Below are 25,655 nucleotides of genomic sequence, written 5' to 3'. Positions count from 1 at the left end.
CGACCGTATTTACGCAACAAAAAAACATAACTCCCATGTACATCGCAAGATGGAGTCTAAGGTATCTGGCTTGTCATAATAAGATTAGACTTACAGTGGCGGGACCGCACAGGATTCGCACCTGTTTCCCCTATATAATATAATTATATAATAAATTTTTACCCACCGTCAAATGAATTGAGCTAAGTGAAATATAGATTCATTAGCTTGAAATCAACATATTTTTCATCTATTTTGAAATATGATTTATACACCCCAATACTCTCAAAACCGTGTTTCTTATAGAGTCTAATAGCCCTCTCATTGTCACTTCTGACAGCAAGTTCAATGATTTCAATGCCACTTTTTTCGGCAAAGTCAATCACCGTTTCCATGAGCCTACTGCCAAGACCCTTGCCCCATTCAGACATCAAAACGGTAATCCCCAGCTCAGCACGATGGCTCATCCTCCTCGGAAGACCATTTAGGCTGACTGTACCCACGACCTCTCCATCTTTGATAGCAACATAAAGAACAGAGCGAGGAGCTTCATGCATCATCTCTATATATTCCTTCTCGCCTTCGAGCGATATAGGAAATCCATCTGCTCCAAAGGAAAGGTTATCAGTTTCAGAGCCCACTCTTCTTGAATGCTTCATGCATGCTGCCGCATCGGCTGCAGTTGCTTCTCTGATAATAATGTTTTGCATCGTTTGCTCCTTATGTAGTTTTGTTTAGGTATTATCACCTAATATAATGATATTCGATACCATTTAGCGATATAATTGTCATTTAAAGCTTCGGGGTGTTTCTCGACGGCTGAAACAAATAACTTAGTTAGTCCATCCCACTTATCAATATTGCCTGCAGGGTACAAATCCCAACCTAGTTCATCCAGAGTCCAATTGCTCTTGATTGCATTCTTCTTCATTGAAGTGGTCACCCAGTTTTCCTCATTGTCCTCTCCACCTCTAGAAACAGGAAAAATATGATCAATCGTTGGAATCAGTTCCATATATGCAATATGCGTATCCGTCATTTTCCAGTGGGCTTGATAAGGGAACTCTTCTGGGTAGAAAAACGATATCAATTTCAACGCTCCTGGGTTTAAAAGTTTTTCTCCAGTATATCTGTCAATAAATCCATCTCTCCTAAATTGCTCCATCTTTTGTCTATAACTGTAATTTCTAGGTCTAGGATTAGTTATAACAGGTTCAAAAGGGTATTCTTTTACCAAGATTTCACAGGCTTCTTTAAATCTATCATTATTTATTTCACCTAAGACGCTTTCAACTATTTCTACAGACATAATATAGACAGCTCCTTTTTATAGAATTATAGTATTCACATTTAAATCTTTATATCAATGTGTCTTTTCTTATCTCAATCAGATATGACCGAGTTTACGGTTCCGAGATTCCTAGGTCTGTGAAATCCCTCTCATCTGCATCCTGGTGCATCCACGCATAAACTAGAGCTGCTTCTTGCTCTACATTAAGTCCATTCATATTGATTCACCTACTTATTGCTTTTCTTCAAGTTGCAATCACGACAGAGCATCTGGCAGTTCTCAGTGGTTGTGTGACCGCCCCTGCTCCAAGGCTTGATGTGGTCTGCCTGCATCTCCTCAAACTCAAACTCTTCACCGCAGATTGCACACTTGTGATGCTGTTTCTCGTAAGCTGCCAAGGCATCACGTCTATCAAAGGCACGGATGGACAAGGCACGCTCAGAGCCAGTAAGCAGGTACTCATAAATGCCGGATTTCTTTGTCACATCCTCATCGCCAAGAAGCCTCTGCACTTCAAGTTCAAGCTTCTTAGGGTCTAGGTCTGTTCTCTTTCCATGTTCGTTATAGAACAAGCCCCAAGCCAGACCCTTCATCTCCTTGCGCTTCTTCGGGAAGATAGCCTCTACCCACTCAATAACAGAGCGGAAGTAGCTCCACAATGCTTGAGCGGTAGGCTCGTTTTGATGCTTTGCCATATAGCCTTCGATGGTTTCACCATCTGCGGCAGCAGCCCAGCTAATAGCAGTCTCCAAGTACTCCTGACGGATGGATTCACCCTTGAGGTAATCGCCCGCCAACGTATCAGCAGCACATCCCGTCTTCGAGAAATAACGCTTTGCATCAGAAACCCAAGAGCCAGCATAAATGGCGTTTCTCAGCTCTTGGTCAGTCAAAGGTTTACCAGCAATATTGATTATCTTGAACCAGTCCAGCTTCTCTGAGTCGGTGCCATCGCATACATAGACAAACAGCTCATAATCAAGAATCTGGTCTTGCTGGTCAGAAGGCAAGTTATAGAAATACTTGTCATCGACCGAGAAAGTACCATCGACGTACTCACACAGAGAAATTGTTCTCTGCTGTCCGTCTAGCACTTCATAGGTATCCTCGCCTGTACAGCACCAATACATCACATTCAACGGCAATCCTCGGCGTACCGTTCGGATAACCTCATCTCTCTGTGCATCTTTATAGACGAACTCTCTTTGATATTTTGGTCGAATATCAAGCCGTTCATCATACCCAACAACGCCTTCTTCGTCATCATTGAAATATCCCTCTGTGACCTCTCTAACAGTCACTTTTCTTTGTTCTATCTGCACGATTTACACCTCCCTCGGAGCTTCTGGATGTTTGTTTCTCACAAGCACGCGTGCATATGTTTTTACAAATAGTTCTCCATCAACATCGTAATAAGTCTTTCCCTTAGGCGGTACTTCAACCTTTATTGCCGCACCATCATTGAGCTTTGTTACCTGAGAGCGTTTACCATTTTTATCAATTTGAACCTGCTTTGGATATATTTTGCTTGCCACTCCACACCATGATTGCGTTACACCCAATATCTCAAATTGGTCTGGGCTGTACTTATCGAGGAACGTAATGGGAACACCCATCATGCCTGCATAGTCACACGGAATATCAGACGTGGCATCTACATTGATTCCGTCATAATTGTCGTAGCTACTGTAGTTTTCAGGACTGTATTTCTTAACCAAAATTAATTCTTCATGGCGCTGTCTATAGTCGATGTTCGTCCACCAACGCACGCCCTTTACACGAATGAACTTACGACCGTCTGCATCAACTCCACAGCCAGAGGCATTGAGAGGGTAATCATCAGGAACGTAGAATGCCCTATCTCCAGAATGGATGCTTGCTCCAATCCAGATTTTATTATTCATAATCAGTGGAAATACCTCTTTGTATGTGATGGCATTCACGTTTCCAATGATGATGAACTTCTTCTTATGTTCCATAAGCGTTGCTACGTAGTCTCTGAACAATGAGAATGGCGGATTCGTCACAACAATATCTGCCTCATCCAAAAGTTCAAGACACTCCTTAGAACGGAAATCTCCATCACCTGCAAGCTCTGTAAGCTCGTTCTCACCAGACTTGAACAGCTCTGCTACGTCGAACATATCAACGCCACCGTCGCCCGTCTTGTCATAGACCGTAGTAACGATCGCCTTATATGGCTTGTCCCGGTTCTCCTCTTCACCACCGATGACATCAAACAGGGTCAGCTGCTGGTTTGCTATAGGAGAGGTTGCATAACATGTGGCAATGAGTTTCTTCAGCTCTAACTTGTTGAAGTTCAAAACAAAGTACTTGAAGAAGTTGGATTCAAATGGGTCGTCGCAGTTGCAGAAGACTGTCTTGCCCTTAAAATGCGCTCTGTAATAACGCATCTCCTTCTCAATATCTGTTAGCTGAGTATAAAACTCATCTTTCTTTGCTTTTGTGGCGTTGCTAAGACCAGAATTTCCTGCCATTTATGCGTCCACCTCCTCTGAGTGTTCTTTTACCCATTCATGGATGATTGCTGCAATGGAGGTCTCCTGCTGTGCTGCCATCACCTTGAGCTTCTTCTTATTGCCAACCGTCAAAGACAAGGTAAGCGTTGTCTTCTTCTCATCGCCCTGCTCTGTGCGCTTCTGTACATCATTAGCCATAAGTTCTCTCACTTTCTTAATCATATACGTATATGATTATATAGCTAAACGCCTCATTAATCAATCTATTTAGACCTCCAGCAAGACCGTCTGAAGACGGTCGAGATTGCAAGAAACAAAGGAGGATCCCATGGATTTCAACGATTACATCAAAACCTACGAAGACCTATCAAGTCAGGTGTGAGGGATGGTTCTCGCCAACGAGATTGCAAGCCGTCCGCTATAGCTGATAAATGGTGATTTGGACAATGAGATATTCCAGTACTTCATCATTTCCGACCCCGATTTCCTGCTAGAGCACACCGATGAGGTGGTCTTCCACGACGAGGAGCTAGACCTGTACATCTGGGCAATACCAAATTGTTTTAACGAGTCTCTTGTAAATGCCATTGTTATAGTTTCCTTTCTGTTTAACGTCCTGCGAGTGCTTACGCTCGGACTACCTTGCTTGTCCTGTTTTACGTCGTATGAACAAACGACAAAAAAACCATCCCCACGTTGAATGATATGTACCCTCTTTACTGGACACCCAGTAAGGAGGGTATTTTCATGCGTTACAGTCATGAGTATAAGTTAGAGTGTATTGAGCTATATCGACAAGGAATATGGCCTGAAACACTAGAAGGAATAAAAACATCAAACTTTCATCAAATGGTTCGATACTGGGTTCGTATCGAAGAACAAAATGGACCAGATGCATTAAAGCACTTAGGTAATAACAAAGTGTGGACCCCTGAAGCGAAATATGAATTAGTTGCTAAAGTATTAGCAGGACAATCCTACAAATCAGTTGCTGTTTCTGCAGGTATAAATAATGGAATGCTATATACGTGGGTTCGCAAATACAAAGAATTAGGTTACAATGGTCTTGTGAATGAAAAGAAAGGTCGCAAGAGCAAGAACCCTGATATGAAAAAGAAAACGATTGAACCCAAGCCTTTAACTGAATCAGAACGTGAAGAGTTAATCAGACTAAGAGCAGAAATTGCGGCAATGAAAGCTGAGATTGAAGTAGTAAAAAAAAGGATCGCCTTGAGACAAGAAAGATGGGCTGCGCAACTCAAGGCGAAAAAGCAGCAATCATCAAAGCGCTCAGAGAAGAAGGATACCAATTAAAGCACCTACTAAAAGGTTTAAATATGCCTAAATCAACTTACTACTACGAAATCAGTAAAGTTGATACTGTAGGCTTTAGAAATGCTGAACTCACTGAAGAAATCAAGAAAATATTTGATCAGCATAAAGGCAGATATGGTGTGAGAAGAGTGTATAGAGAGCTCTTAAGACGTGGAAATATTGTTAATCACAAAAGAGTACAACGTATCATGCATTCCCTTGGATTGCAAGGCAAAAGACCTAAGGAAAAGTATCACTCATTCAAGGGTGAAGTAGGTAAAGTAGCACCAAACATAATAGATAGGGACTTTACAGCAACAGCACCACTTCAGAAGTGGACAACTGATGTATCTCAGTTTAACTTTTCATGGGGAAAGTGTTATCTTTCTCCGATAATTGACATGTACACAAATGAAGTTATTTCATATGATTTATCGATGAGTCCAAACCTAAATCAAATCAAGAGAATGTTAGAGATGGCATTTAAAAAGTTCAAATCACTTACAGGATTAATATTTCATTCAGATCAAGGATGGCAATATCAACATAATTACTATCGTCAGGAACTAAAAAACAGAGGAATTATCCAATCGATGTCTAGGCGTGGCAATTGCATAGATAATTGCATTATGGAAACATTCTTTGGACGTCTAAAGAATGAAATGTACTACGGCTACGAGAAAGAATATGAATCATTTGAGAGCTTTTCAAAAGCACTAGATGAATACATAAGTTATTACAACAATGAAAGAATACAAAGAAAAACAAAATGGATGCCACCTGTAAAGTACAGGATAACATCCATGTGTTCCGCTTAGTTCATAACATGTGTCCAGGATTCTGGGTACATATCAGAACGTGGGGTTTTTCACATTCGGGCATAGCCCTTGCTCCTCGCTACGCGTCCAACGCGTAAACGCTTCTGCCAACTGCGTTCACTTAGTTTACTTTTTCTTTTTACTTAAATATCCAACTTCGGCTATACTTAATTGATCTCCCAACTTATCTTCTTCAAGTTGATTTCTTATGTACTCCGCAATTCGGCTCGTGTTTTTACCAACCGTATCTACATAATATCCTTTGCACCAAAACGACCTATTTTTATATTTATATTTTAGTTCGCCGAATTGCTCATATATTAGCGTACTACTTTTACCTTTTAAGTACCCTACAAAGCCTGAAACTGCCATTTTGGGTGGTATTTCAACCAGCATATGTATATGGTCAGGACATACCTCAGCTTCGATAATATTTATCCCTTTCCATTCACACAGTTGTCTTAAAATCTTTCCTATTGCTACTTTTTTCTGTCCATAAAACACTTTTCTTCTGTACTTTGGTGCAAATACTATATGGTATTTGCAATTCCATTTCGAATGCGATAGACTATTTATGTCGTTAAGACCCATGATCTCCTCCTCCTAGGATTTTGCAGTTGGCAGACCGCAATTATATCCTAACGGAGAGAGGATTTCTGGTCAAACGCGTAGCGTACACTGAACCCCACGTCCAACGCGGGGTTTTCTTATTACAATAAAAAACATCGCTTGCTTGCGATGTTTAATAACAATATTTTTTCAAATTAAAAGACCAGGAGCCCTAAGGTCATCCTGGTACGTTCCGTGTTTAATACAATTGAAAATCGAGTTCTTGTACTATTTCATTAAGTGACCGATTGTCATAAAACGTATCACTCATTAAATCATCCGCATTTGAATATTCTTTCCACAACTCTCCAAACCATGCTTGGTATTTTGGCTTAAAATCATCTACAGTTGCGGTGACTCCCGCATTTTTATTGTGGTAAATAAATGTTACATCTGATAGACAACTCTCTATCTCCGTTTTCAGTTCTTCTTTTGTCATTTTCATAATATATCCTCATTAGCTAACAATAATATAAATATTTTAGAGATAAGCAGACGGCCCGGCCACTCCGACATCGCAACAGCTTTAAATGTTTATAGCCACTTTTACCCAGCAGAGGAAAGCAAAGCGACGTCAATTTTAGATAAAATTCGTGTATAATTCGTATATATATAAAATGAACCGTTGAAATTTCAACGGTTCAGCTTGTTTTGGTGGAGATGGCGAGAGTCGAACTCGCGTCCGAAAGCATTTCCACTCGATTTTCTCCGAGCGCAGCTGATGAATAAATTTTCGCCGTGGCAGCCGCTCATCAGCAGACTACTACCACAGTTATCCCGTTAGTCCCTTACGGTTACGGGCCTCACCGCAAAGTTTTCCTACATAGTCGATGCCGACATCAGGTCTGTAGGTGAACCTGAATAGGCACGCGGGCTGCTAATTACGCAGCAAATGCGAGTTTGTTGTTATTTTTAGCGTTTATATTTAACGTCCGACTTTTTACGTGGATCCGGAACCACGGCTCGCTTATCGGGCTTCTACACCCCCGTCGAAACCTTTACATCCCCATGTTCATGAGTCAAAGCTTCGCCTTGCTTATATCTGATATACCCTAGCAAAACAGGATTAAGCAGTCTCTCTGCCCGTCCTGCAGCTAAGGAATCTATCTCTGCTTCATTGCGCGCTCCATGTTTCTTGAAGCATCGCGCTTTGCTATAGCGTCTCTCTTATCGTAGTTCTTCTTGCCTCGAGCAAGAGCTATCTCTAGCTTCGCTAGGCCTGCCTCGTTTATATACATGGTCAAAGGAACTAGCGTGAGACCTTTTAGCTTGGTTGCACCAATTAGCTTGCGAATCTCCCTCTTGTGAAGAAGAAGCTTTCGCGGTCTGAGCGGATCTACATTGAAGCGATTTCCCTGCTCATAAGGGCTGATATTCATTCCGTATATCATCATCTCTTCTTTTTCGATTCGCGCGTAGCTTTCTTTGATGCTGACCTTACCAAGACGTGCTGACTTGATTTCGGTACCCGTGAGGACAATTCCTGCCTCATAGGTCTCCTCTATGAAATAGTCATGACGTGCCTTCTTATTGTTAGCTATCATTTTTCTTTGTTTATTTGCCATTTCAATCCTCTAATTCTTGTACGGATTGTGAATTGTGCCGAACTTACGTAGTGGGAATACCCTGAATACGACCTTGCCGACAATGTCCTTGTATGAAACAAGCCCTACACTATCGGATCTGCTATCGATGCTCACGGCTCTGTTGTCACCCATGCAGAACAGGTGATCTGCCGGAACCACTAGCTCTGTAATATCTCCGGTCGTGTAATGATCCATTGTGTAACTATCGTCGATTTCCTTGCCATTTATATAAACCTTGCCATCGTGAATGTTAATAACGTCGCCAGGCACACCTATTACTCTCTTGATAAGCATCTTGGTTTCGCCCTCGGCGTCCTCTAGCTTGGATTTGAATACGATTACGTCACCTCTCTCAGGCTGTCCTCCAAATAACTTGTAGGACTGTTTACTGATAAACAGATAATCGTTCGTGTAGAAGTTAGGCTGCATGGAGCGTTGCTTTACAATTGTTGGCTTGATGAACTGCATCACAAGGATGGCAATTACAACCGCAATTGCAACGTCCTTGCCCCACTCTTTGATGAATCCACCCGTTGTCTTCTTCGCTGGCTCCGCCTTCTGATTGCGTCTTCTACGACGTCTTGAAGGTGTCTGCTCTCCTGAGCTTACTGCTTGCGAAGCACTTTCTGACCTAGCTCTTCGCGATGCTCTATGTGCTAATCCTGCGGCTGTGCCTGCTGTTTCTCCCGAAAGAGCTGCGGCTTTTTCGGACCTTTCTGCGACTTCCCCAGTTACGGCAGGCTCTGAGTCTGCATCAGCTACATCCTGCTGAGTCTGACTTGGATTGCTGCCAGACTCCTGGCTCAAGCCCTCTTCAGATGATTCTTCGCTTTTAGATTTATCTATTAGTGGAGGTTCATTCTTCAGGTATTCCTTGAGATCTGGCACTTCCTGAGTATTAAATTTGTTCTCGATTTTGGATTCTTTTTCCATCTTTCTCCCTAAGTAACCCTCTATATATCCTCTGAAATTCTTCAGGCAATTCACATGTCAAAACCTTGCCATTCATATATGACAAAGTTCCATCCTCTATCAAAAATTTTAACTCATATGCGTGAAGTAACTGTGTGTTTAGTGAAAATTTACGTGACACAAACTGATTTACCTTCTTGTCACCATACTTAACATCGCCGATTACAGGATAACCTGCCTTGGACATATGAAGTCTTATCTGGTGTGTTCTTCCGGTTACTATCTGCACCTTCACTAATGTGTAGCCATTGCATGACTCCACTGGTTCAACAAAGGTCTCCATGCTGAGAGCCTTGCCTCCCATGCGAGCAGCCTGCTTCTCACTTACGATGGAAGCGAGGTTTTTCTCCCTATCCTTGACCATGAAATCCTGTAAGTGGAGCTTCTCTCTGAGCTCGCCCTTGACTATCGTCATGTAGAACTTCTCTATGCTTCCTCGCTCCCTAATATGCTTGTTCAGCTCCCTTAGGGACTGTGCATTTTTACCAAAGAGCACTATGCCAGTCGTATTTCTGTCAAGGCGATTAACAGGTGCTGGAGTAAAGGATTTCTCCACGCGTGGGTCATAATCACCCTTTTCTATCAAATAGTCTACGACCTGGTTTGCCAAATGGTTTTTCTTCTCAAAACTATCTCCATGAGTAAGAAGCCCAAAAGGCTTGCTTACCGCGATGATGTGCGCATCCTCATAGACTACAGTAAACTGTCGCTTTGCTCTATTGCGTGGTTTTTCCTTAGTTAAGGAAGCCAGCTCATCGTCTGATATGTAAAGTGACATCTCGTCTCCAACCTGTAAGATGTAGTCTTCCTTACATCTTTTGCCGTTGATCTTGATGTCCTTTCGTATCGCCTTATATATTCGAGAAAGCGGTGCATTATTCAAATATTTTCGTAAAAAACGGTCCAGTCTTTGGCCGGATTCGTTATCATTTATTCCTATTATCTTCACAAAATAATTATATACCATCCCCAAACCTTATGCAAAATGTATTTGTGTAAAACTGTGAAATATGATAAATTATAAGTAACTCTAAGAATTTTAGGAGGCAAGCATTTTGAAAAGGTTAAAGGATTTTTTCTATAATTTCAATGACATAGTCATCGTGCTCGGCATTCTAGCTATTGCAGCTTTTTTGATTCTGTGGCGCGTCGATATAATAATGCGTTATCCAAAGACAGTCGCTGCTCAGACCGTTCAGACTAGCCAGAAGACTGAGGATACCAAGGCTAAGGACACATCCAAGGATAAGGACAAGAAGAACGAGAAATCTGATAAGGACAAGAAGGACAACGATAAAAATAACTCCGAAAAGAGTACCGTAGAGGACGGAACTATTTGGAAGGACGGAGTCCTTAAGAACAATATGTCAGTTAAGGTTCCATCAGGAACAGCTACAGATGCAGTTGCCGGACTAGTTGAGGCAGGTCTTTTTAAGTCGTATGACGATTTTGCTGCTTTGTCAGAGCAGCTTGGTCTAGACCCTACATCAATTATCCCAGGAACCTACAAATTCGATGCAGGCGAATCACAGTCTGACATCATAAAAGCAGTGTTATCTAAATAGCCTCAGTTCAGGCTCAAGTCTCCGCGTCGCCATTGGCACGCGGTTATTTTAAGGGAGGAGTACAATGGCACTTATAACAACAAAAGAGATGTTTAAGAAAGCATTAGTGAACGACTATGCAGTAGGCGCATTCAATGTGAACAACATGGAAATCATTCAGGGTATCGTAGATGCGGCAAGCATAGAGAACGCACCTTTGATTCTTCAGGTTTCTGCTGGCGCACGTAAGTACGCAAAGCCTGCATACCTGCTAAAGCTTGTAGAAGCTGCTATCGAAGACACAGGTCTTGATATCGCACTGCACCTCGACCACGGAGAAGATTTTGATATATGCAAGAAGTGCATCGACGACGGTTTCACATCTGTTATGATTGACGGATCAAAGCACCCATTCGAAGAGAATATTGCTTTGACAAAGCAGGTTGTTGAGTACGCACACGCTCACGGTGTTGTAGTAGAGGCTGAGCTCGGCAAGCTAGCTGGAGTAGAAGATAACATCAAAGTTGATGCACGCTCCGCTACATTTACCGACCCTGACGAAGCAGTTGAATTCGTAGAGCGCACAGGCGTTGATTCACTTGCTATCGCAATCGGTACAAGCCACGGTGCTTACAAGTTCACAGGCGAGCCTTACCTCGACTACGAGAGACTAAAGAAGATTCACAGCCTTCTTCCAGACACACCGCTTGTTCTACACGGAGCATCTTCAGTTTTGAAGGAATTCGTGGACCGTTGCAACGAGTTTGGTGGACAGATTCCAGGAGCACAGGGTGTCCCTGAAGAGATGATTAGAGAATCCACTAAGTACGGAATCTGCAAGGTTAACATCGATACAGATTTGAGACTTGCTATGACAGCTGAGATTCGTCGCGTTTTGATAGAGAATCCTGCAGAGTTTGACCCACGTAAGTATCTAGGACCTGGACGCGATGCGATTACAAAGATGGTTCAGCATAAGATTAAGAATGTGCTAAACGCAAGCAACCAGAGATAGTTTAGAACTTTTTAATAGACATTAAACAAGGGGCAATTTTCTCCTTGTTTTTTTATCTGTAAATATTGACAGCTATATATCTTTTTAATATAATTGACCAATCTTTGTTGTAAATCAAATTAGGTATATTTTGATAAGAATAGAAAAGGAGTAAATGATATGGATCAGAAGAAAGTCGCAATTCTAGGCTGGATGGGAACTTGCCTATCAATAGTAATGTACGTTTCATATGTCTTCGTAATCATGGGAAATCTAGATGGAAATAAGAGTGGATTTGTTCAACCCCTAGCTGCAACATTTAACTGCATAGTGTGGTTTGCCTACGGATTTTTTAAGGAAAAGAGAGATTATCCTATCATGGTTGCAAACGCTCCAGGAATCGTGTTTGGATTCCTTGCTGTTTTGACATCAATTTTCTAATAAGTAAATTTGAATATTTGCTTTTACACTAGAAAACCCTTTGACCAGTTAATCTCGGCCAAAGGGTATTTTTCTTGTATTCACTTATCAAAGCATCCTAGCCTTCTAGGTGAAGCTCCTTAATTAGAGCTTGCTTCATATCGTATAGCTTCTGTGAAAGGTCAACGTAGTATGTCTGTGGATTTTCAAATCTAAGCATCTCATCCCAAAGTGTGTCAATCTGATTCATGCAATATTCCTTGATTTCTTCCACACTGCGTGACTTATGCACATTCTTACCCTTGTCAAAGAGCTGAACACGAAGATTCTTAGCCTCGAAGTTGCTTAACTTCTTGCGCTTCCAAACAGCCTTAGGGTCAAAGATCTCGTATCCATCAACTTCTTCAATAGTCTCCCCATCAACAGTCATAACGTCTGCTAGAACTTTACCGCTTGTCTTGTCTGTCAAACGATAAAGAGTCTTAAATCCCGGATTTGTAATTTTCTCAACGTTCTCAGATACCTTAATCTTAGGTATTGTAACTCCGTTTTTCTCTAGCGCTACGAGCTTATATACTCCACCAAAGACTGGTTCAGACTTTGATGTTATTAGTCTTTCTCCAACACCAAAGGCGTCAATCTGTGCTCCTTCAAGTATTACATCTCTAATGATGTACTCGTCTAAAGAGTTACTTACGGTAATCTGACAATCTTGCAAGCCCGCGTCGTCAAGCATCTTACGAGCATGTTTTGTTAGATATGTCATATCACCACTATCGATTCTGATGCCCATCTTTGCTGGCTTTATCTCTTTGAATACCTTGATTGCATTTGGGACACCAGACTTGAGGACATTATATGTGTCTACAAGCAGAACGCAATTTTCTGGATAAATCTCAGCGTATTTCTTGAATGCTTCGTACTCAGATGGGAACATCTGAACCCAGCTATGCGCCATTGTTCCGAGCGCTTTGATGCCATAGTCTCTGTCAGCTATCGTACATGCTGTACCTGCACATCCACCTATATAAGCGGCTCTTGCCCCGTATACTGCTGCTGAAGGACCGTGAGATCTTCTTGTACCAAACTCTAGAACCGGTCTTCCCTGCGCTGCTCTAACAATTCTACTTGCCTTTGTTGCAACGAGGCTCTGGTGGTTTACAATCAGTAGTATCATAGTCTCTACGAACTGTGCCTGCATAACAGGACCTCTTACTGTCAAGATCGGCTCATGTGGAAAAATTGGTGTTCCCTCTGGAACTGCCCACACATCGCAGCTGAACTTGAAGTTACGAAGATACTCGAGGAACTCCTCGCAGAAACTACCTTTAGATCTAAGGTACTCTATATCTTCTTCTGTGAATTTTAGATTATCAAGATAATCTACAACCTGCTCAATGCCGGCCATGATAGCGAATCCGCCACCGTCTGGCACCTTGCGGAAAAACATGTCGAAATACGCGATTTCGTCCTCTATTCCTGCCTCCAAATAACCATTAGCCATGGTTATTTCATAAAAGTCTGTAAGCATTGTCAGATTCATTGTTTTAAACATTTTGATACCTCTACGTTTAACAATTACATTAGTTAGTCAGATATATTGTAACAAAAATAGTCGTTATTTCAACCTTAATCCCCATTTTTGTTCAAAAGTGGCTTTAGATAGTGCCCCGTATAACTTTGCTTGCAGTTTACTATTTCTTCAGGCGTTCCGCTGAAAACTATCTGTCCACCCTTGTCACCACCCTCTGGTCCAAGGTCGATTATGTGGTCAGCACACTTGATTACTTCTAGATTGTGTTCAATTACAACTACTGTGTTTCCGGCATCGACTAGCTGCTGGAGCACTGATACCAGTTTATCAACATCGGCAAAATGAAGTCCTGTTGTCGGCTCATCCAATATATAAAGTGTGTTTCCGGTGCTTCTCTTTGATAGCTCTGTAGCAAGCTTTATTCGCTGTGCCTCTCCACCTGAAAGCTGTGTCGAAGGCTGTCCGATTTTGATATATCCTAGCCCCACGTCTTGAAGCGTCTTTAGGTGACGCATTATGCTTGGAATGTTTTTGAAGAACTCTACTCCCTCATCTACGCTCATATTTAGCACATCAAAGATACTCTTTCCCTTGTATTTTACCTCAAGGGTCTCTCTGTTATACCTCTTTCCACCACAGACCTCACAAGGAACATAGACATCTGGCAAGAAGTGCATCTCTATCTTGATTATTCCATCGCCACTACACGCCTCACAACGTCCGCCCTTTACATTGAAGCTGAATCTGCCTTTGCCAAAGCCTCGCATCTTTGCCTCTGGCAATGCTGCAAATAGATCTCTTATCTTGGTAAACATTCCAGTGTATGTAGCTGGATTTGAGCGTGGAGTTCTTCCAATCGGGCTTTGGTCTATGTCTATGACCTTATCTATGTTCTCAAGACCCAAGATAGCCTCGTGCTCGCCCGCATTTGCATGAGTGCGGTTGATTATCGCTGAAGCTCCTTTGTTGAGGATTTCGTTAATTAGGCTGCTCTTGCCTGATCCCGAAACACCCGTCACACAAACAAACTCTCCTAAAGGAATATCTACATCGAGATTCTTTAGGTTGTTTGCACGCGCACCTTTAATTGTAATTAATTTGCCATTACCTTCTCTTCGATGTTCTGGCAGTTCTATTTTCTTTGCTCCTGACAGATACTGCCCTGTGATAGAGTTCGGATTTGCTTTGATTTCCTCTGCAGTACCCTGAGCCACGACCTCACCGCCGTGAATTCCTGCTCCTGGCCCAATATCCACAATCTGGTCAGCCGCATACATGGTATCCTCATCGTGCTCTACAACAATCAAAGTATTTCCGATATCAGTAAGCCGCCTTAGCGTTGCTAAAAGCTTGTCATTATCCCTTTGATGTAGCCCTATGCTAGGTTCATCTAGTATATATAGCACGCCGACAAGACTAGAGCCTATCTGGGTCGCAAGTCTTATTCTCTGAGACTCACCGCCTGATAGGGTTCCCGCCGATCGAGATAGTGTCAAATAGTCTAGACCTACATTGACGAGAAATGAAAGTCTCTCTTTAATCTCCTTTACAATCTGCCTTGCGATAAGCATGTCCTTTTCGCTGAGCTCAAGATTTTCGATAAAGCTGAGAGCATCGCGTACCGGTAAATCCGAAAGCTCCGCTATATTCTTTCCTCCGACAGTGACTGCCAAAACCTCAGGTCTAAGCCTCTTGCCCTGACATGCCTCACACTTGTGAACGGTCATGAACTTGCCCATCCACTCCTTCATCAAATCAGAATTCGATTCACGATAGCGTCTCTCAAGATTTACAATAAGCCCCTCAAAGGTATGTTCCCTCTGCTGAACTTTGCCTCGATTACTTGTCAGCTCATACTTCAGCTTGCGGTCACCCGTTCCGTAGAGAAGCTCATCCTTGAACTTCTTAGGCAGATCCTTGAAAGGGGTGCTTAGGTCAACCTTATGCATCTCTGCTAAAATCCTGATGACGTCCCAGTAGTACTTTGTGAACTGCATCGTTGCAAAAATACGGCTCAAAGCACCTTCTTCTATGCTCTCATCCTCTTTGATAATCGCCTTTTCATCTACCTTTTCGGTAAATCCGATACCATTACAAACAGGACATGCGCCAAATGGATTGTTAAACGAGAAGGTTCTAGGCTCTAGCTCCTCGATTCCAATACCATGGTCTGGGCAGGCTAGCTTTGTTGAAAACATTCTCTCCTTGCTATCCTCACCAGTTCCAAGTTGTGCTAGTACAAGACCCTCACCCTCTTTAATGGCAAGTTCCACAGCCTCTGAGATTCTTCCCTGCTGTCCGTCCTTGATAACAATTCTATCTATGACAATTTCAATATTGTGCTTGTTGTTTTTCTCGAGCTTGATTTCCTCTTCATTGATTTGGTATAACTCGCCGTCAATTCTAACTCTCGTGAAACCTTCACGCCTTATTCTATCTATGAGCTTCTCATGCTGACCTTTTCTGCCTCTCACAACAGGGGCGAGAAGAATCAACTTGGTTCCTTCTTCATATTCCATCAAAGCATCGACAATCTGGTCCACGCTCTGACTGCTAATCTCACGTCCGCAAATATGACAGTGTGGCACTCCAATCCTCGCATAAAGAAGTCTCAAATAGTCGTGAATCTCCGTCACTGTTCCAACGGTTGAGCGCGGGTTCTTGCTCGTCGTCTTTTGGTCTATGGAAATCGCTGGAGAAAGTCCCTCTATGAACTCGACATCTGGCTTTTCCATCTGTCCGAGAAACTGTCTTGCGTATGAAGAAAGGCTCTCAACATAACGACGCTGTCCCTCCGCATAAATCGTATCAAAGGCTAGCGATGACTTTCCGGAGCCTGAAAGACCCGTAAGCACAACCATCTTGTCGCGCGGTATCTTCAAATCTATATTTCTAAGGTTGTTTGCTCTCGCACCCTTTATATATATCTCGTTTTGCATTTACAAAATCCCTTCCATCCCATAAATATCTTTAATCTACATCAAAGCCTATAGCCTTGACTTATACTCAAATACAATATCTCTAAGCTCGGCTGCACGTTCAAATTGCAAATCCTTAGCAGCCTGCTTCATCTCTGCCTCAAGCTTCTTAACCAGAGCCTTAAGTTCCTTAGTAGTAAGCTCAGAAGCCTTCTTACCCTTATAGTTCTCCTCGCCATCAGCCTGCTTGGTCGCTTCAATAACATCTCTAACTGACTTAGAAACGCTCTTAGGCGTGATTCCATGCTCTTCATTATATGCCGACTGAATCCCTCTACGTCTATCCGTTTCGTCAATTGCTGCCTGCATAGCCCTGCTAATATGATCAGCGTACATGATAACTCTGCCGTCCACATTTCTCGCAGCACGCCCTATGGTCTGAATCAAAGAAGTCTCTGTTCTCAGGAAGCCTTCCTTATCAGCATCCAAAATCGCCACAAGCGATACCTCAGGAATATCAAGACCCTCTCTGAGAAGATTGATTCCAACCAATACATCAAAAACACCAAGTCTCAAATCCCTGATAATCTCAAGACGCTCAAGCGTATCAATCTCCGAGTGCAGATACCTCACTTTGATGCCTGCCTTCTGTAGGTACTCCGTTAGACCCTCTGCCATCTTCTTCGTCAAAGTGGTGATGAATGCTCTCTCACCCTTCTTCACAACAGCGTTTAATTCACCTATGATATCGTCAATCTGATTCTCAGTAGGTCTAATATCTATAGGCGGATCGAGAAGACCCGTCGGTCTAATAACCTGCTCAGCTGTAATTCCCTCGGACTGCTCCTTTTCGTAAGCTGCAGGTGTTGCACTACAGAACATTATCTGATGAATTAGACCTTCCCACTCATCAAACTGCAAAGGTCTGTTGTCCAGCGCTGAAGGAAGGCGGAATCCGTACTCCACGAGCGAGCTCTTTCTCGAGCGGTCACCGGCATACATCGCCCTAAGCTGTGGCAACATAACATGCGACTCATCTATAATCGTGATGAAGTCATCTGGGAAATAGTCTATCAAAGTATATGGTCTAGCACCTGCCTCAAGGCCGTTTATGTGTCTCGAATAGTTCTCTATACCTTTACAGGTTCCGACCTCTCTGAGCATCTCCATATCATACCTAGTTCTCTGCTCAATTCTCTGAGCCTCAAGAAGCTTTCCCCTATCCTTAAACCACTTGATTCTGTCCTCTAGCTCCTGCTCTATCGTAACGAGAGCCCTCTCCATGTTCTCCTTTGATGTAACGTAGTGAGATGCAGGGTAAATCGCCACGTGATTTCTGAGTCCGATAATTTCACCAGTCAAAGGATTCAGCTCCTTGATGGTCTCTATCTCGTCACCAAACAGCTCAATTCTCACCGCATGGTCAGCACCAGCAGGAAAAATATCTATGATATCACCTCTAACGCGAAATGTTCCTCGGTCAAAATCAACATCGTTACGCATGTACTGAATGTCGACTAGCTTCATCAAAATATCCTTGCGCGATTTTTCCATACCTGGGCGCAGCGAAAGAACCTGATTCTCGTAATCAAGCGGGCTACCTAGACCGTATATGCAAGAAACGCTGGCAACTATGATGACATCGCGTCTCTCTGAAAGCGCCGCAGTCGCACTATGCCTTAGCTTCTCAATCTCTGCATTGATATCTGAATCTTTCTCGATATATGTATCTGTCGAAGGAACATAGGCCTCTGGCTGGTAGTAATCATAGTATGAAACGAAGTACTCAACCGCATTCTCAGGGAAGAACTCCTTAAACTCCCCGTGAAGCTGAGCTGCAAGCGTCTTATTATGGCTGATTATCAAAGTAGGACGATTTAGTTCCTTGATGACATTCGCCATAGTAAAAGTCTTTCCTGATCCAGTAACACCAAGAAGAGTCTGCGCCTTCTTGCCGCTTCTGAAAGCCTTTACCAATTTTTCTATCGCCTGTGGCTGATCCCCAGTCGGAGCAAATTCCGAAACGAGCTTAAACCCTGACATAAAGCTAAATTCCTTTCATCTATCTAAAGTGCACTAAGTACTTATACACCAATTTCATAGCTTTGATTATAAATCCTTAGCACATTTTTTGCAACATATGTTCTTTTTTTACATCAAAATAGGAGCCGGTCAAACCGACTCCTTAAATAACTTTTATTTGTTTAGCTCCTCTTGATACTTTGCAAACTCAGCTTCGTTAGCCCAAACAAAGTGATCAGGTCTAATTTCCATCCACTTTGGCTTATCGGTTGAGTAGTCGTGCTGTGAAGGATCGTAAACCTTTAGCACCTTCTGTTTCTCACGCTCTGGATCTGGCATTGGTATAGCCGAAAGCAGTGCCTGCGTATAAGGGTGCATAGGGTGTGCGAAAAGCTCCTCAGTCTCTGCAAGTTCAACGAGAACTCCCTTGTGAATTACACATATTCTGTCGCATATAAATCTCATAACTGAGAGGTCATGTGAAATGAACAGATATGTGAGTCCCATCTCCCTCTGCAACTTCGCCATCAGGTTTAGAACCTGTGCTCTGATTGAAACGTCAAGCGCTGAGATAGGCTCGTCCGCAATAATGAACTCAGGATTCATAACCATAGCTCTAGCTATACCTATACGCTGCCTCTGACCACCCGAGAATTCGTGTGGAAATCTGCTTGCAAACTCAGGCAGGAGTCCTACAGAATCTAAAGCCTCTGAGATTATTCTGTTACGCTCTTGCTTGCTGAGCTTCTTAGGTAGGTTTAGAAGTCCTTCTGCAATGATATAGTCAACCTTTGCACGTTCGTTCAGTGAAGCCATAGGATCCTGGAAAATCATCTGAATCTTGCGGGTTACCTCTTTGTCCTTTGCTTTAGAAATCTTACCACTTATGCGCTCCCCATCATAGATAATCTCTCCACTAGCCGTAGGGTTAATGCGTATGATGGCACGTCCAATTGTCGTCTTACCAGAGCCGGACTCACCAACCAAACCAAAAGTCTCACCCTTGTATATCTGGAAGCTCGCCTTATCTACAGCCGTAAATGGATTCTTGCGTGATCCGAACTGAACTGTTAGGTCACGAACGTCAACGAGAACCTTTTTGTCTTTCTTCTCTTTTTCGCTCATATTACAGCCTCCTCTCTGCAAGTCTTTGCACAGCTTCAGGTGGATCTATCTTAGGTGCTCGTGGGTCCAACAGCCATGTTCTAGCTTTATGAGTTGGGCTGACATCAAAGAATGGCGGCCTCTCAATAAAGTCAATATTCAAAGCATATGGATTACGAGGTGCAAAAGCATCACCTTTGATTTCCTGCAACAGATTAGGAGGCGTGCCTGTGATTGAATAGAGGTCCTCTCCTTTGATTCCTAGTTGAGGCAGTGAGCTTAGCAATGCCCATGTGTATGGGTGCTTTGCATTATAGAAAATTTCCTCGCACTTTCCAACTTCAATTATATCACCAGCATACATTACAGCAATTCTATCTGCAACATTAGCAACTACGCCGAGGTCGTGAGTGATATAGATAGTTGTCAGCTCAAGTTTCTGCTGAAGTGTGCGTATAAGCTTAAGTATCTGAGCTTGGATTGTTACGTCAAGCGCTGTTGTCGGCTCGTCACAAATCAAAACTCTTGGGTCACAGGCAAGCGCAATAGCGATTACTACACGCTGTCTCATACCTCCCGAAAATTCATGAGGATACTGTTTGCAACGTCTCTCAGGATCATTTATACCAACGTCCGTCAAAAGCTCTACCGCCCTCTTGTGCGCCTCTTCCTTGCTTACGTCTCGGTGAAGAAGTACTGTCTCCTCGAGCTGATGTCCTATAGTCTTAAGCGGATTGAGCGAGGTCATAGGATCTTGCATAATCATTGCAATCTGCTTTCCTCTAATTGTCAACCACTCTTTCTCGGTTGCATATGTTGCAAGGTCAACGACATTTTCGTTTCCATCCTTATCTTTATCCCTAAAATAGATATGTCCTGAATCTATTCTACCATTTGAATCCAGCATTCCTAGGAAGGTCTTTGTAAATACAGATTTACCTGAGCCAGACTCTCCTACTATGGCAATGCTCTCACCTCTGTGAATATCAAGGCTAATACCTCTAATTACATTGAGAGTATCACCTCTGAGGCTGAATTTTACATGGAGATCATCAATTGACAATACTACGTTGTTATCCATACTATCCATCAAATCCACCTCCTACCTGTGATTTCTTGGGTCTGCAGAGTCTGAGAACGCATTACCTATAACATAGAAAGCTATAGTTATCAGCGACAGAACTGCCGTTGGGAATATGAGCTGATATCTTAGATTTGGACTCATCATAAGCGTACGGCCCGAGTTAACTAGGTTACCTAGTGAAGGCACATCTGCTGGCAATCCAAGACCTATGTATGTTACGAACACTTCGTTACTGATAGCTCCAGGAATTGTCAAAGCCATTCTCAGCATGATAACCGAAACAATGTATGGCAATAGATTCTTTAGAATAATCCTATAGATAGGAGTTCCCAAACATCTGGAAGCCAAATTGTAGTCTCGATCTCGTATCATCAAAATCTGATTTCTGATAAATAGCGCCATGGAAAGCCATCCAGTGATACTCATTGCAAATATCAAAGTAAATATACTTCTATCCATTACATAAGCAAGAAGTACAAGAACTATTGTCTGAGGTACATTGTCAAAGATATTCCACAGCTCTGTGAAGAAGAAATCGAGCTTTCTGACATAACCCCAAAGAAGTCCAATTGTGATACCAACAACTGCTTCAACTAATGCTACGACAAATCCTATAAATAGTGAGGTTCTAGTTCCTGCCCATATACGTGACCACAGGTCTTGACCTGCGTTGTTAGTACCAAATATGAACTTTGCACCAGGCTGCTGGTTACTCATAGCACTTCCGTTAGGATAGAAAAATACATCGTTTGGCTTTGCCTGTCCAGGTAGCAATGGCTGAATAAATGTAAATGCTAACAAGGCAAACATTATAATCAAAAATGCAACAGCTACCTTTCTGTGTAAGAACGTATTAAATGTCGAACGCCAGTAGGAGTAGCCCTTAAAGCCCAGTCTCTCTGAATCTCTAAGGTCATGTACTGCAAAGCTGAATTTTTCAGCGTCTGACATCTTAGCTCCATCTATCTTTCCTTCCGTGACAGGTGCATCGCCTAGTCCACCACTCTCGATACGGTCAAGTTCCTTAGCAAGGGCCTCCGAAGCTTTGTCTTCTAAATTCTTGGACATATGATCCTTAATTGAAAACTTGTTCATTAACGAGCACCTCCCTTCTTGCTAAATGAAATTCTTGGGTCAATCATAGTCATCATAATATCACCTATGATTAGTCCTGCGATACTTAGTGCTGAGTAAATCAAAACTAACGCTTGGACAATGGTATTGTCCTGACCCTGAATGCTCTTTACAAGAAGTCCACCCATACCTGGAATCGAATATAGAGACTCGATATAGATTGATCCTACCAGTGTCAATAAAAATGATGTCGGTATATATTGGATAAGTGGAACAAAGGCATTTCTGAAAATCTGCTTATTCATAACATCCCTAGATTTCATGCCCTTTGCAACTGCAAGTTTCACATAATCCTTATTGCTCTCGTCTATCATATATCTTCTTAACCACATCGCATAGTATGAGATATTTCCTAAGGCCAAAGAGAATACAGGCAATATATATGTAATCCATTTACCTCGTGTAAATAATATCGGGATTCCTAAAATACTTGTTCCATACATTTGAATGAACAAGTAGTATACCACCGCTGGAACCGCGTTAATAAGCACGATAAATATAGTTCCAAGATGGTCAGGAATTCTTCCCTTGTAGCGTGCCATAACCCTTCCTAGTGGAATGCCTAGCAAAAGTGAGATAACAAGAGAAATCGCACCAAGCCACATTGATACTGGAATCTTATCTGCCAGAATCTTTGTGATTTCTACACCAGGACGATAACGGTTTGATTTTCCCAAATCACCGTGAATCAAATCCTTATAGAAGTGTCCAAGTTGTACAGGTAGTGGATCCTTTAGGCCCTTCATCTCTAGCTGTCTCTGTACTTGTGATTCTGTAAGTTTATCAAAGTTATTAAAATATCCTTCGATTGGCATGAGCCTTAACAAACAGAATACTATCGTACATACGATAAATAGAGTTATAAAGGAACGTAGGATTCGTTTTGTCAAATATGAAGCCATTTATAAGCCTCCCATCCTTAAAATTTGTGTCAGTTTATTATGTCAATTTTTACATCTAATAATAGCCAGAGAGACATAATCCCTCTGGCTATATTAACACCAATAATCACGCTAATTCATTTTGAAAGCTCTCTCAATAAATTACTCTTTTTCAGTAAGCTCTTTTTCCCATGTCTTTAGCTTCTTCTCAAATTCCTTAGTATTGAGAGGTTTCTCTAGGATGTGCATGCCCTTGTATCTGAGCGATGCTACACCATAAGGTGCATAAGCGCCTTCAAATGGATCTAGATAAGATGCTGTATATCCTGCATCTAGTCCATAAGGGACTACCATAGCATGGTCTATCAAAATAGCTTCTGCCTTTGCAAATGCCTCATATCTTTCGGCAAGCTTGTTTGGATCTGTAATCTTATTAGCAGTATCTATCTGCTTGTAGTACTCATCCATGATTGCCTTTGTTGATGCATCTGTACTCATGTATTCGCGTCCGTATGAGTTATCCTTACCGAAAGGATCTGCATATGTTAGCGGATCCGCATAGTCGCATCCATAGTTGTTCTTCATGAATCCGAACTTGTTGCTTCTTCTAATGTTTGTTAGGAAGCTCTGTGTAGGACCCTGCTCAAGAACTACATCTATATAGTCTGTTCCAAGTAGCCCTTCAAGTTGCTTTTCTAAGTATGTGCATTCTGAATCCCAGTCAGCAACTGCTGGATTGTATACCATTAGAACCTTAACTGGAAGTGTAGCACCTGAAGCTTGTAGCTCCTTCTTTGCCTTTGCTGCATATTCCTTAGCCTTATCTTCGTTAAAGTATGCATCAACGCCATCCTTATTAACTGCTAGGTCCTTAAATTCCTTCTGCTGTGTATAGTCTGTTCCGTCAGCTGAGACGAAGTTTGCCGGTGTAATTGTATTTAGTACCAAAGCCTCTGCATTATTCTCGTTAGAAATCTTCTTAGCACCGAGTCTATTCATTCCGTAGAACAATGACTTACGGAAGTTTTCATTATTTACTGCTATCTTCCAATTCTCTGGCTCGTATTTCTCATCAAACTTAGGATCAAACTGGAATGAGAAGAAGTAGCTATAGTCTGGAGTTACTCTTGTAGGGTGGAATAAATCCTTTGTCTTATCATTCTGCGACCAGCTCTTAGCCATTGTATTTGTAATTGTTGCCTGCTCGAGCTCGCCTCTCTGATACATCTCACCTGAAAGTGTTGCAGCTTCTGCATTATATGTATCTGTGATTGTCTCAATGTAAACCTGATCAGCCTCAAAGTAGTCTGGATTCTTCTGCATTACATACTTCTCACCTGCGCTGTATTCGCTTAAATAGTATGCACCACAGTACCAAAGCTGCTCAGCACTTACACCGTCAAGAGCCTCTGAGAACTTGTTCCAATCCTCTGCTGTCCACTTTTCGCGCTTATTCCAATCACCAAACTGCTTTAGCATATCTGATGAAGCTGGTGCAAAGCATCCATATGTTAAGCATGATAGGAAATATGGGCACTCTGCATCTAGTGTAAATACTAGAGTGTAGTCATCCTTAGCCTTGATTCCTACGTCCTTCCACTTAACTGTTCCGTTTAGCAATGCCTCAGAACCTGCGTCTGTGTTCTTAATCTTTGCCGATGGGAACATGTATGCTGCTGCCGCATCACACTTTAGTGCATATTCTGCTGAGTTTACAAAGTCCTGAGCCTTAACTTCACCCATTTCCTCGTGTGCAGAATTATACCACTTAACGCCCTTACGAAGCTTAAATGTCCAAGTCTTTCCGTCCTTAGATGTTTCCCACTTCTCTGCAAGTGCTGGCTTAATATGTCCTGTTGAGTCATACTGAATCAACCATTCCTGCGTGTTTGCCGGGATACCCATATCTCCGGTAAGTGTTGTGTTGAGGTAGTTCAGCGTTGTTACGTCAGATGAATACAGTGATCTGAATTCAGTTTTTCCTGAATCGTTGCTTCCGCCTCCACAAGCGGTCAGCACGCCAGCTACAAGAAGTACGCTGACTAGCGTCACAAAAATCTTTTTCTTCATTCTTTTGCCTCCTACAAACATTCGTCTTACTAGCGTTTAGATTTATTAGGTGGTATTTGGACTGCACAACAAATGCAGTCGTAACTTTCCTGTATTATAACACAAATCCATCACATATCTACTATTTTTTGATTATTTCGTTATGAAATTCGGTAATAGAAATAAGGCTCTTCCATTAGAAATTAAGACTTGACCTTTTACTTTGCTAAAGCGATAAACCTCATGTGCATATTTCAAGCCATCTGAGCTTTTATTTGCAGATTTGCTCTTTGAGCTCGTCCATGCTTTCCACAAGAGTCTTCGCCCCATTTTGCACCAAAAAATCTCTGTCTCTAAATCCCCATGTGACTATTATGTGATTAATCCCCGCATTGTTTGCCGTGAGCAGATCAACCTCCGAATCACCGATATATACAACCTCGTCCTTGCTCAAGCCGAACTCATCAATTATAGCATTTATAGGCTTTGGATCTGGCTTCCTTGGTATTCCAAGTCTCTCACCATAAGCTACATCAAAGGCGCCCTCAAAGAAATTCGCACAAAGCTCCTTAACAGCACTGTCAATCTTGTTGGAAACAACAGCTGTCTTTACGCCACTAGCTCTCACCTCTTTGATCAGTTCAACTATTCCATCGTAAGGCCTAGTATTATCCATGCTATGAACCTTATAGTATTTCAGAAAATCCTCTTCAACCTTTGATATTTCAGCATCGCTAAGTCCGGCTGGCACGCTTTGTTCTATCAAAAACCTGACGCCCCTGCCGAGCGCCGCCCTCGTCTCCTGCTTGCTTCTTGCTGGGAGCCCATTCTCACTTAATGCATAGTCTACACCGTTTGCAAGGTCGTCGAGCGTCGATAGAATGGTTCCGTCCATATCAAAAATGGCTAATTTATATTTCAT

At 42.3% G+C, this 25,655-nt stretch carries 24 protein-coding genes and 1 other RNA gene; 5 read left to right on the top strand and 20 right to left on the bottom strand.

Features of this window, described 5'->3' with window-relative positions:
• Positions 1 to 182: 182 nt before the first annotated feature.
• The 5 genes from ADJ67_01175 to ADJ67_01155 form a co-directional block, all read right to left on the bottom strand.
• The gene (locus ADJ67_01175; protein AKT46448.1) at positions 183 to 689 is read right to left on the bottom strand and encodes a GNAT family acetyltransferase; all 507 of its coding nucleotides are present in this window, start codon (positions 687 to 689) and stop codon (positions 183 to 185) included.
• Positions 690 to 727: 38 nt separating this feature from the next.
• Positions 728 to 1,288: a hypothetical protein gene (locus ADJ67_01170; GenBank protein AKT46447.1), complete on the bottom strand. Its 561-nt coding sequence runs from the start codon at positions 1,286 to 1,288 to the stop codon at positions 728 to 730.
• A gap of 209 nt (positions 1,289 to 1,497) precedes the next feature.
• Positions 1,498 to 2,592 (bottom strand): HNH endonuclease, encoded by a 1,095-nt coding sequence (locus ADJ67_01165; protein ID AKT46446.1) that lies wholly within the window; start codon positions 2,590 to 2,592, stop codon positions 1,498 to 1,500.
• Between the two features lie 3 nt (positions 2,593 to 2,595).
• Entirely contained in the window at positions 2,596 to 3,768 is a 1,173-nt protein-coding gene (locus ADJ67_01160) for a modification methylase (protein AKT46445.1), read from the bottom strand.
• The gene (locus ADJ67_01155; protein ID AKT46444.1) at positions 3,769 to 3,972 is read right to left on the bottom strand and encodes a hypothetical protein; all 204 of its coding nucleotides are present in this window, start codon (positions 3,970 to 3,972) and stop codon (positions 3,769 to 3,771) included.
• 525 nt (positions 3,973 to 4,497) lie between these two features.
• On the opposite strand from ADJ67_01155, the gene ADJ67_01150 reads away from it, so the two are divergent.
• Both ADJ67_01150 and ADJ67_01145 read left to right on the top strand, forming a co-directional pair.
• Positions 4,498 to 5,064, top strand: coding sequence for a transposase (locus ADJ67_01150; protein ID AKT46443.1), 567 nt, complete (start codon positions 4,498 to 4,500; stop codon positions 5,062 to 5,064).
• Between the two features lie 23 nt (positions 5,065 to 5,087).
• A complete protein-coding gene (locus ADJ67_01145) occupies positions 5,088 to 5,882 on the top strand; it encodes a transposase (protein ID AKT46442.1) in 795 nt (264 codons plus the stop codon).
• Positions 5,883 to 6,008: 126 nt separating this feature from the next.
• On the opposite strand, the gene ADJ67_01140 is transcribed toward ADJ67_01145, so the two are convergent.
• From ADJ67_01140 to ADJ67_01120, 6 genes are all read right to left on the bottom strand, one after another.
• The gene (locus tag ADJ67_01140) at positions 6,009 to 6,473 is read right to left on the bottom strand and encodes a transposase (GenBank protein AKT46441.1); all 465 of its coding nucleotides are present in this window, start codon (positions 6,471 to 6,473) and stop codon (positions 6,009 to 6,011) included.
• A gap of 3 nt (positions 6,474 to 6,476) precedes the next feature.
• Positions 6,477 to 6,586, bottom strand: a non-coding RNA gene (locus ADJ67_08205) — Hfq binding sRNA.
• A gap of 104 nt (positions 6,587 to 6,690) precedes the next feature.
• The gene (locus ADJ67_01135) at positions 6,691 to 6,936 is read right to left on the bottom strand and encodes a hypothetical protein (protein ID AKT46440.1); all 246 of its coding nucleotides are present in this window, start codon (positions 6,934 to 6,936) and stop codon (positions 6,691 to 6,693) included.
• A gap of 658 nt (positions 6,937 to 7,594) precedes the next feature.
• Positions 7,595 to 8,056, bottom strand: coding sequence for an SsrA-binding protein (locus ADJ67_01130; GenBank protein ID AKT46439.1), 462 nt, complete (start codon positions 8,054 to 8,056; stop codon positions 7,595 to 7,597).
• Positions 8,057 to 8,065: 9 nt separating this feature from the next.
• Entirely contained in the window at positions 8,066 to 8,599 is a 534-nt protein-coding gene (locus ADJ67_01125) for a hypothetical protein (protein AKT47617.1), read from the bottom strand.
• Positions 8,600 to 8,975: 376 nt separating this feature from the next.
• Entirely contained in the window at positions 8,976 to 9,998 is a 1,023-nt protein-coding gene (locus ADJ67_01120) for a hypothetical protein (protein ID AKT47616.1), read from the bottom strand.
• Between the two features lie 106 nt (positions 9,999 to 10,104).
• Between ADJ67_01120 and ADJ67_01115 the strand changes: the two genes are divergently transcribed.
• The 3 genes from ADJ67_01115 to ADJ67_01105 all read left to right on the top strand — a co-directional run bounded on the left by ADJ67_01115 (position 10,105) and on the right by ADJ67_01105 (position 12,028).
• The gene (locus ADJ67_01115; protein AKT46438.1) at positions 10,105 to 10,614 is read left to right on the top strand and encodes a hypothetical protein; all 510 of its coding nucleotides are present in this window, start codon (positions 10,105 to 10,107) and stop codon (positions 10,612 to 10,614) included.
• A gap of 64 nt (positions 10,615 to 10,678) precedes the next feature.
• Entirely contained in the window at positions 10,679 to 11,608 is a 930-nt protein-coding gene (locus ADJ67_01110) for a fructose-bisphosphate aldolase (protein ID AKT46437.1), read from the top strand.
• Between the two features lie 159 nt (positions 11,609 to 11,767).
• Positions 11,768 to 12,028: a membrane protein gene (locus tag ADJ67_01105; GenBank protein ID AKT46436.1), complete on the top strand. Its 261-nt coding sequence runs from the start codon at positions 11,768 to 11,770 to the stop codon at positions 12,026 to 12,028.
• 97 nt (positions 12,029 to 12,125) lie between these two features.
• Here ADJ67_01105 and ADJ67_01100 read toward each other — a convergent pair whose 3' ends face one another.
• The 9 genes from ADJ67_01100 to ADJ67_01060 form a co-directional block, all read right to left on the bottom strand.
• On the bottom strand, positions 12,126 to 13,562 hold the full coding sequence (locus tag ADJ67_01100) for a nicotinate phosphoribosyltransferase (protein ID AKT46435.1): 1,437 nt from the start codon (positions 13,560 to 13,562) through the stop codon (positions 12,126 to 12,128).
• A gap of 74 nt (positions 13,563 to 13,636) precedes the next feature.
• Positions 13,637 to 16,480, bottom strand: coding sequence for an excinuclease ABC subunit A (locus ADJ67_01095; GenBank protein ID AKT46434.1), 2,844 nt, complete (start codon positions 16,478 to 16,480; stop codon positions 13,637 to 13,639).
• 48 nt (positions 16,481 to 16,528) lie between these two features.
• Positions 16,529 to 18,502, bottom strand: coding sequence for an excinuclease ABC subunit B (locus tag ADJ67_01090; GenBank protein AKT46433.1), 1,974 nt, complete (start codon positions 18,500 to 18,502; stop codon positions 16,529 to 16,531).
• Between the two features lie 153 nt (positions 18,503 to 18,655).
• Complete coding sequence (locus tag ADJ67_01085; GenBank protein AKT46432.1) at positions 18,656 to 19,606, bottom strand: peptide ABC transporter ATP-binding protein; 951 nt, start codon at positions 19,604 to 19,606, stop codon at positions 18,656 to 18,658.
• 1 nt (position 19,607) lies between these two features.
• Positions 19,608 to 20,675: a peptide ABC transporter ATP-binding protein gene (locus ADJ67_01080; GenBank protein ID AKT46431.1), complete on the bottom strand. Its 1,068-nt coding sequence runs from the start codon at positions 20,673 to 20,675 to the stop codon at positions 19,608 to 19,610.
• Positions 20,676 to 20,687: 12 nt separating this feature from the next.
• Positions 20,688 to 21,737 (bottom strand): ABC transporter permease, encoded by a 1,050-nt coding sequence (locus tag ADJ67_01075; protein AKT47615.1) that lies wholly within the window; start codon positions 21,735 to 21,737, stop codon positions 20,688 to 20,690.
• Between the two features lie 26 nt (positions 21,738 to 21,763).
• A complete protein-coding gene (locus ADJ67_01070; GenBank protein ID AKT46430.1) occupies positions 21,764 to 22,705 on the bottom strand; it encodes a peptide ABC transporter permease in 942 nt (313 codons plus the stop codon).
• Between the two features lie 141 nt (positions 22,706 to 22,846).
• Positions 22,847 to 24,754, bottom strand: coding sequence for a hypothetical protein (locus ADJ67_01065; GenBank protein ID AKT46429.1), 1,908 nt, complete (start codon positions 24,752 to 24,754; stop codon positions 22,847 to 22,849).
• A gap of 250 nt (positions 24,755 to 25,004) precedes the next feature.
• Positions 25,005 to 25,655 carry an HAD family hydrolase gene (locus tag ADJ67_01060; protein ID AKT46428.1) on the bottom strand — a complete coding sequence of 217 codons (651 nt, stop codon included), beginning with the start codon at positions 25,653 to 25,655 and terminating at the stop codon, positions 25,005 to 25,007.

The organism is Eubacterium sulci ATCC 35585 (assembly GCA_001189495.1).
GTDB lineage: Bacteria > Bacillota > Clostridia > Peptostreptococcales > Anaerovoracaceae > Eubacterium_B > Eubacterium_B sulci.
Note: the sequence above shows the minus strand (reverse complement) of the source record. Positions and strands in the feature narration are given on the sequence as shown.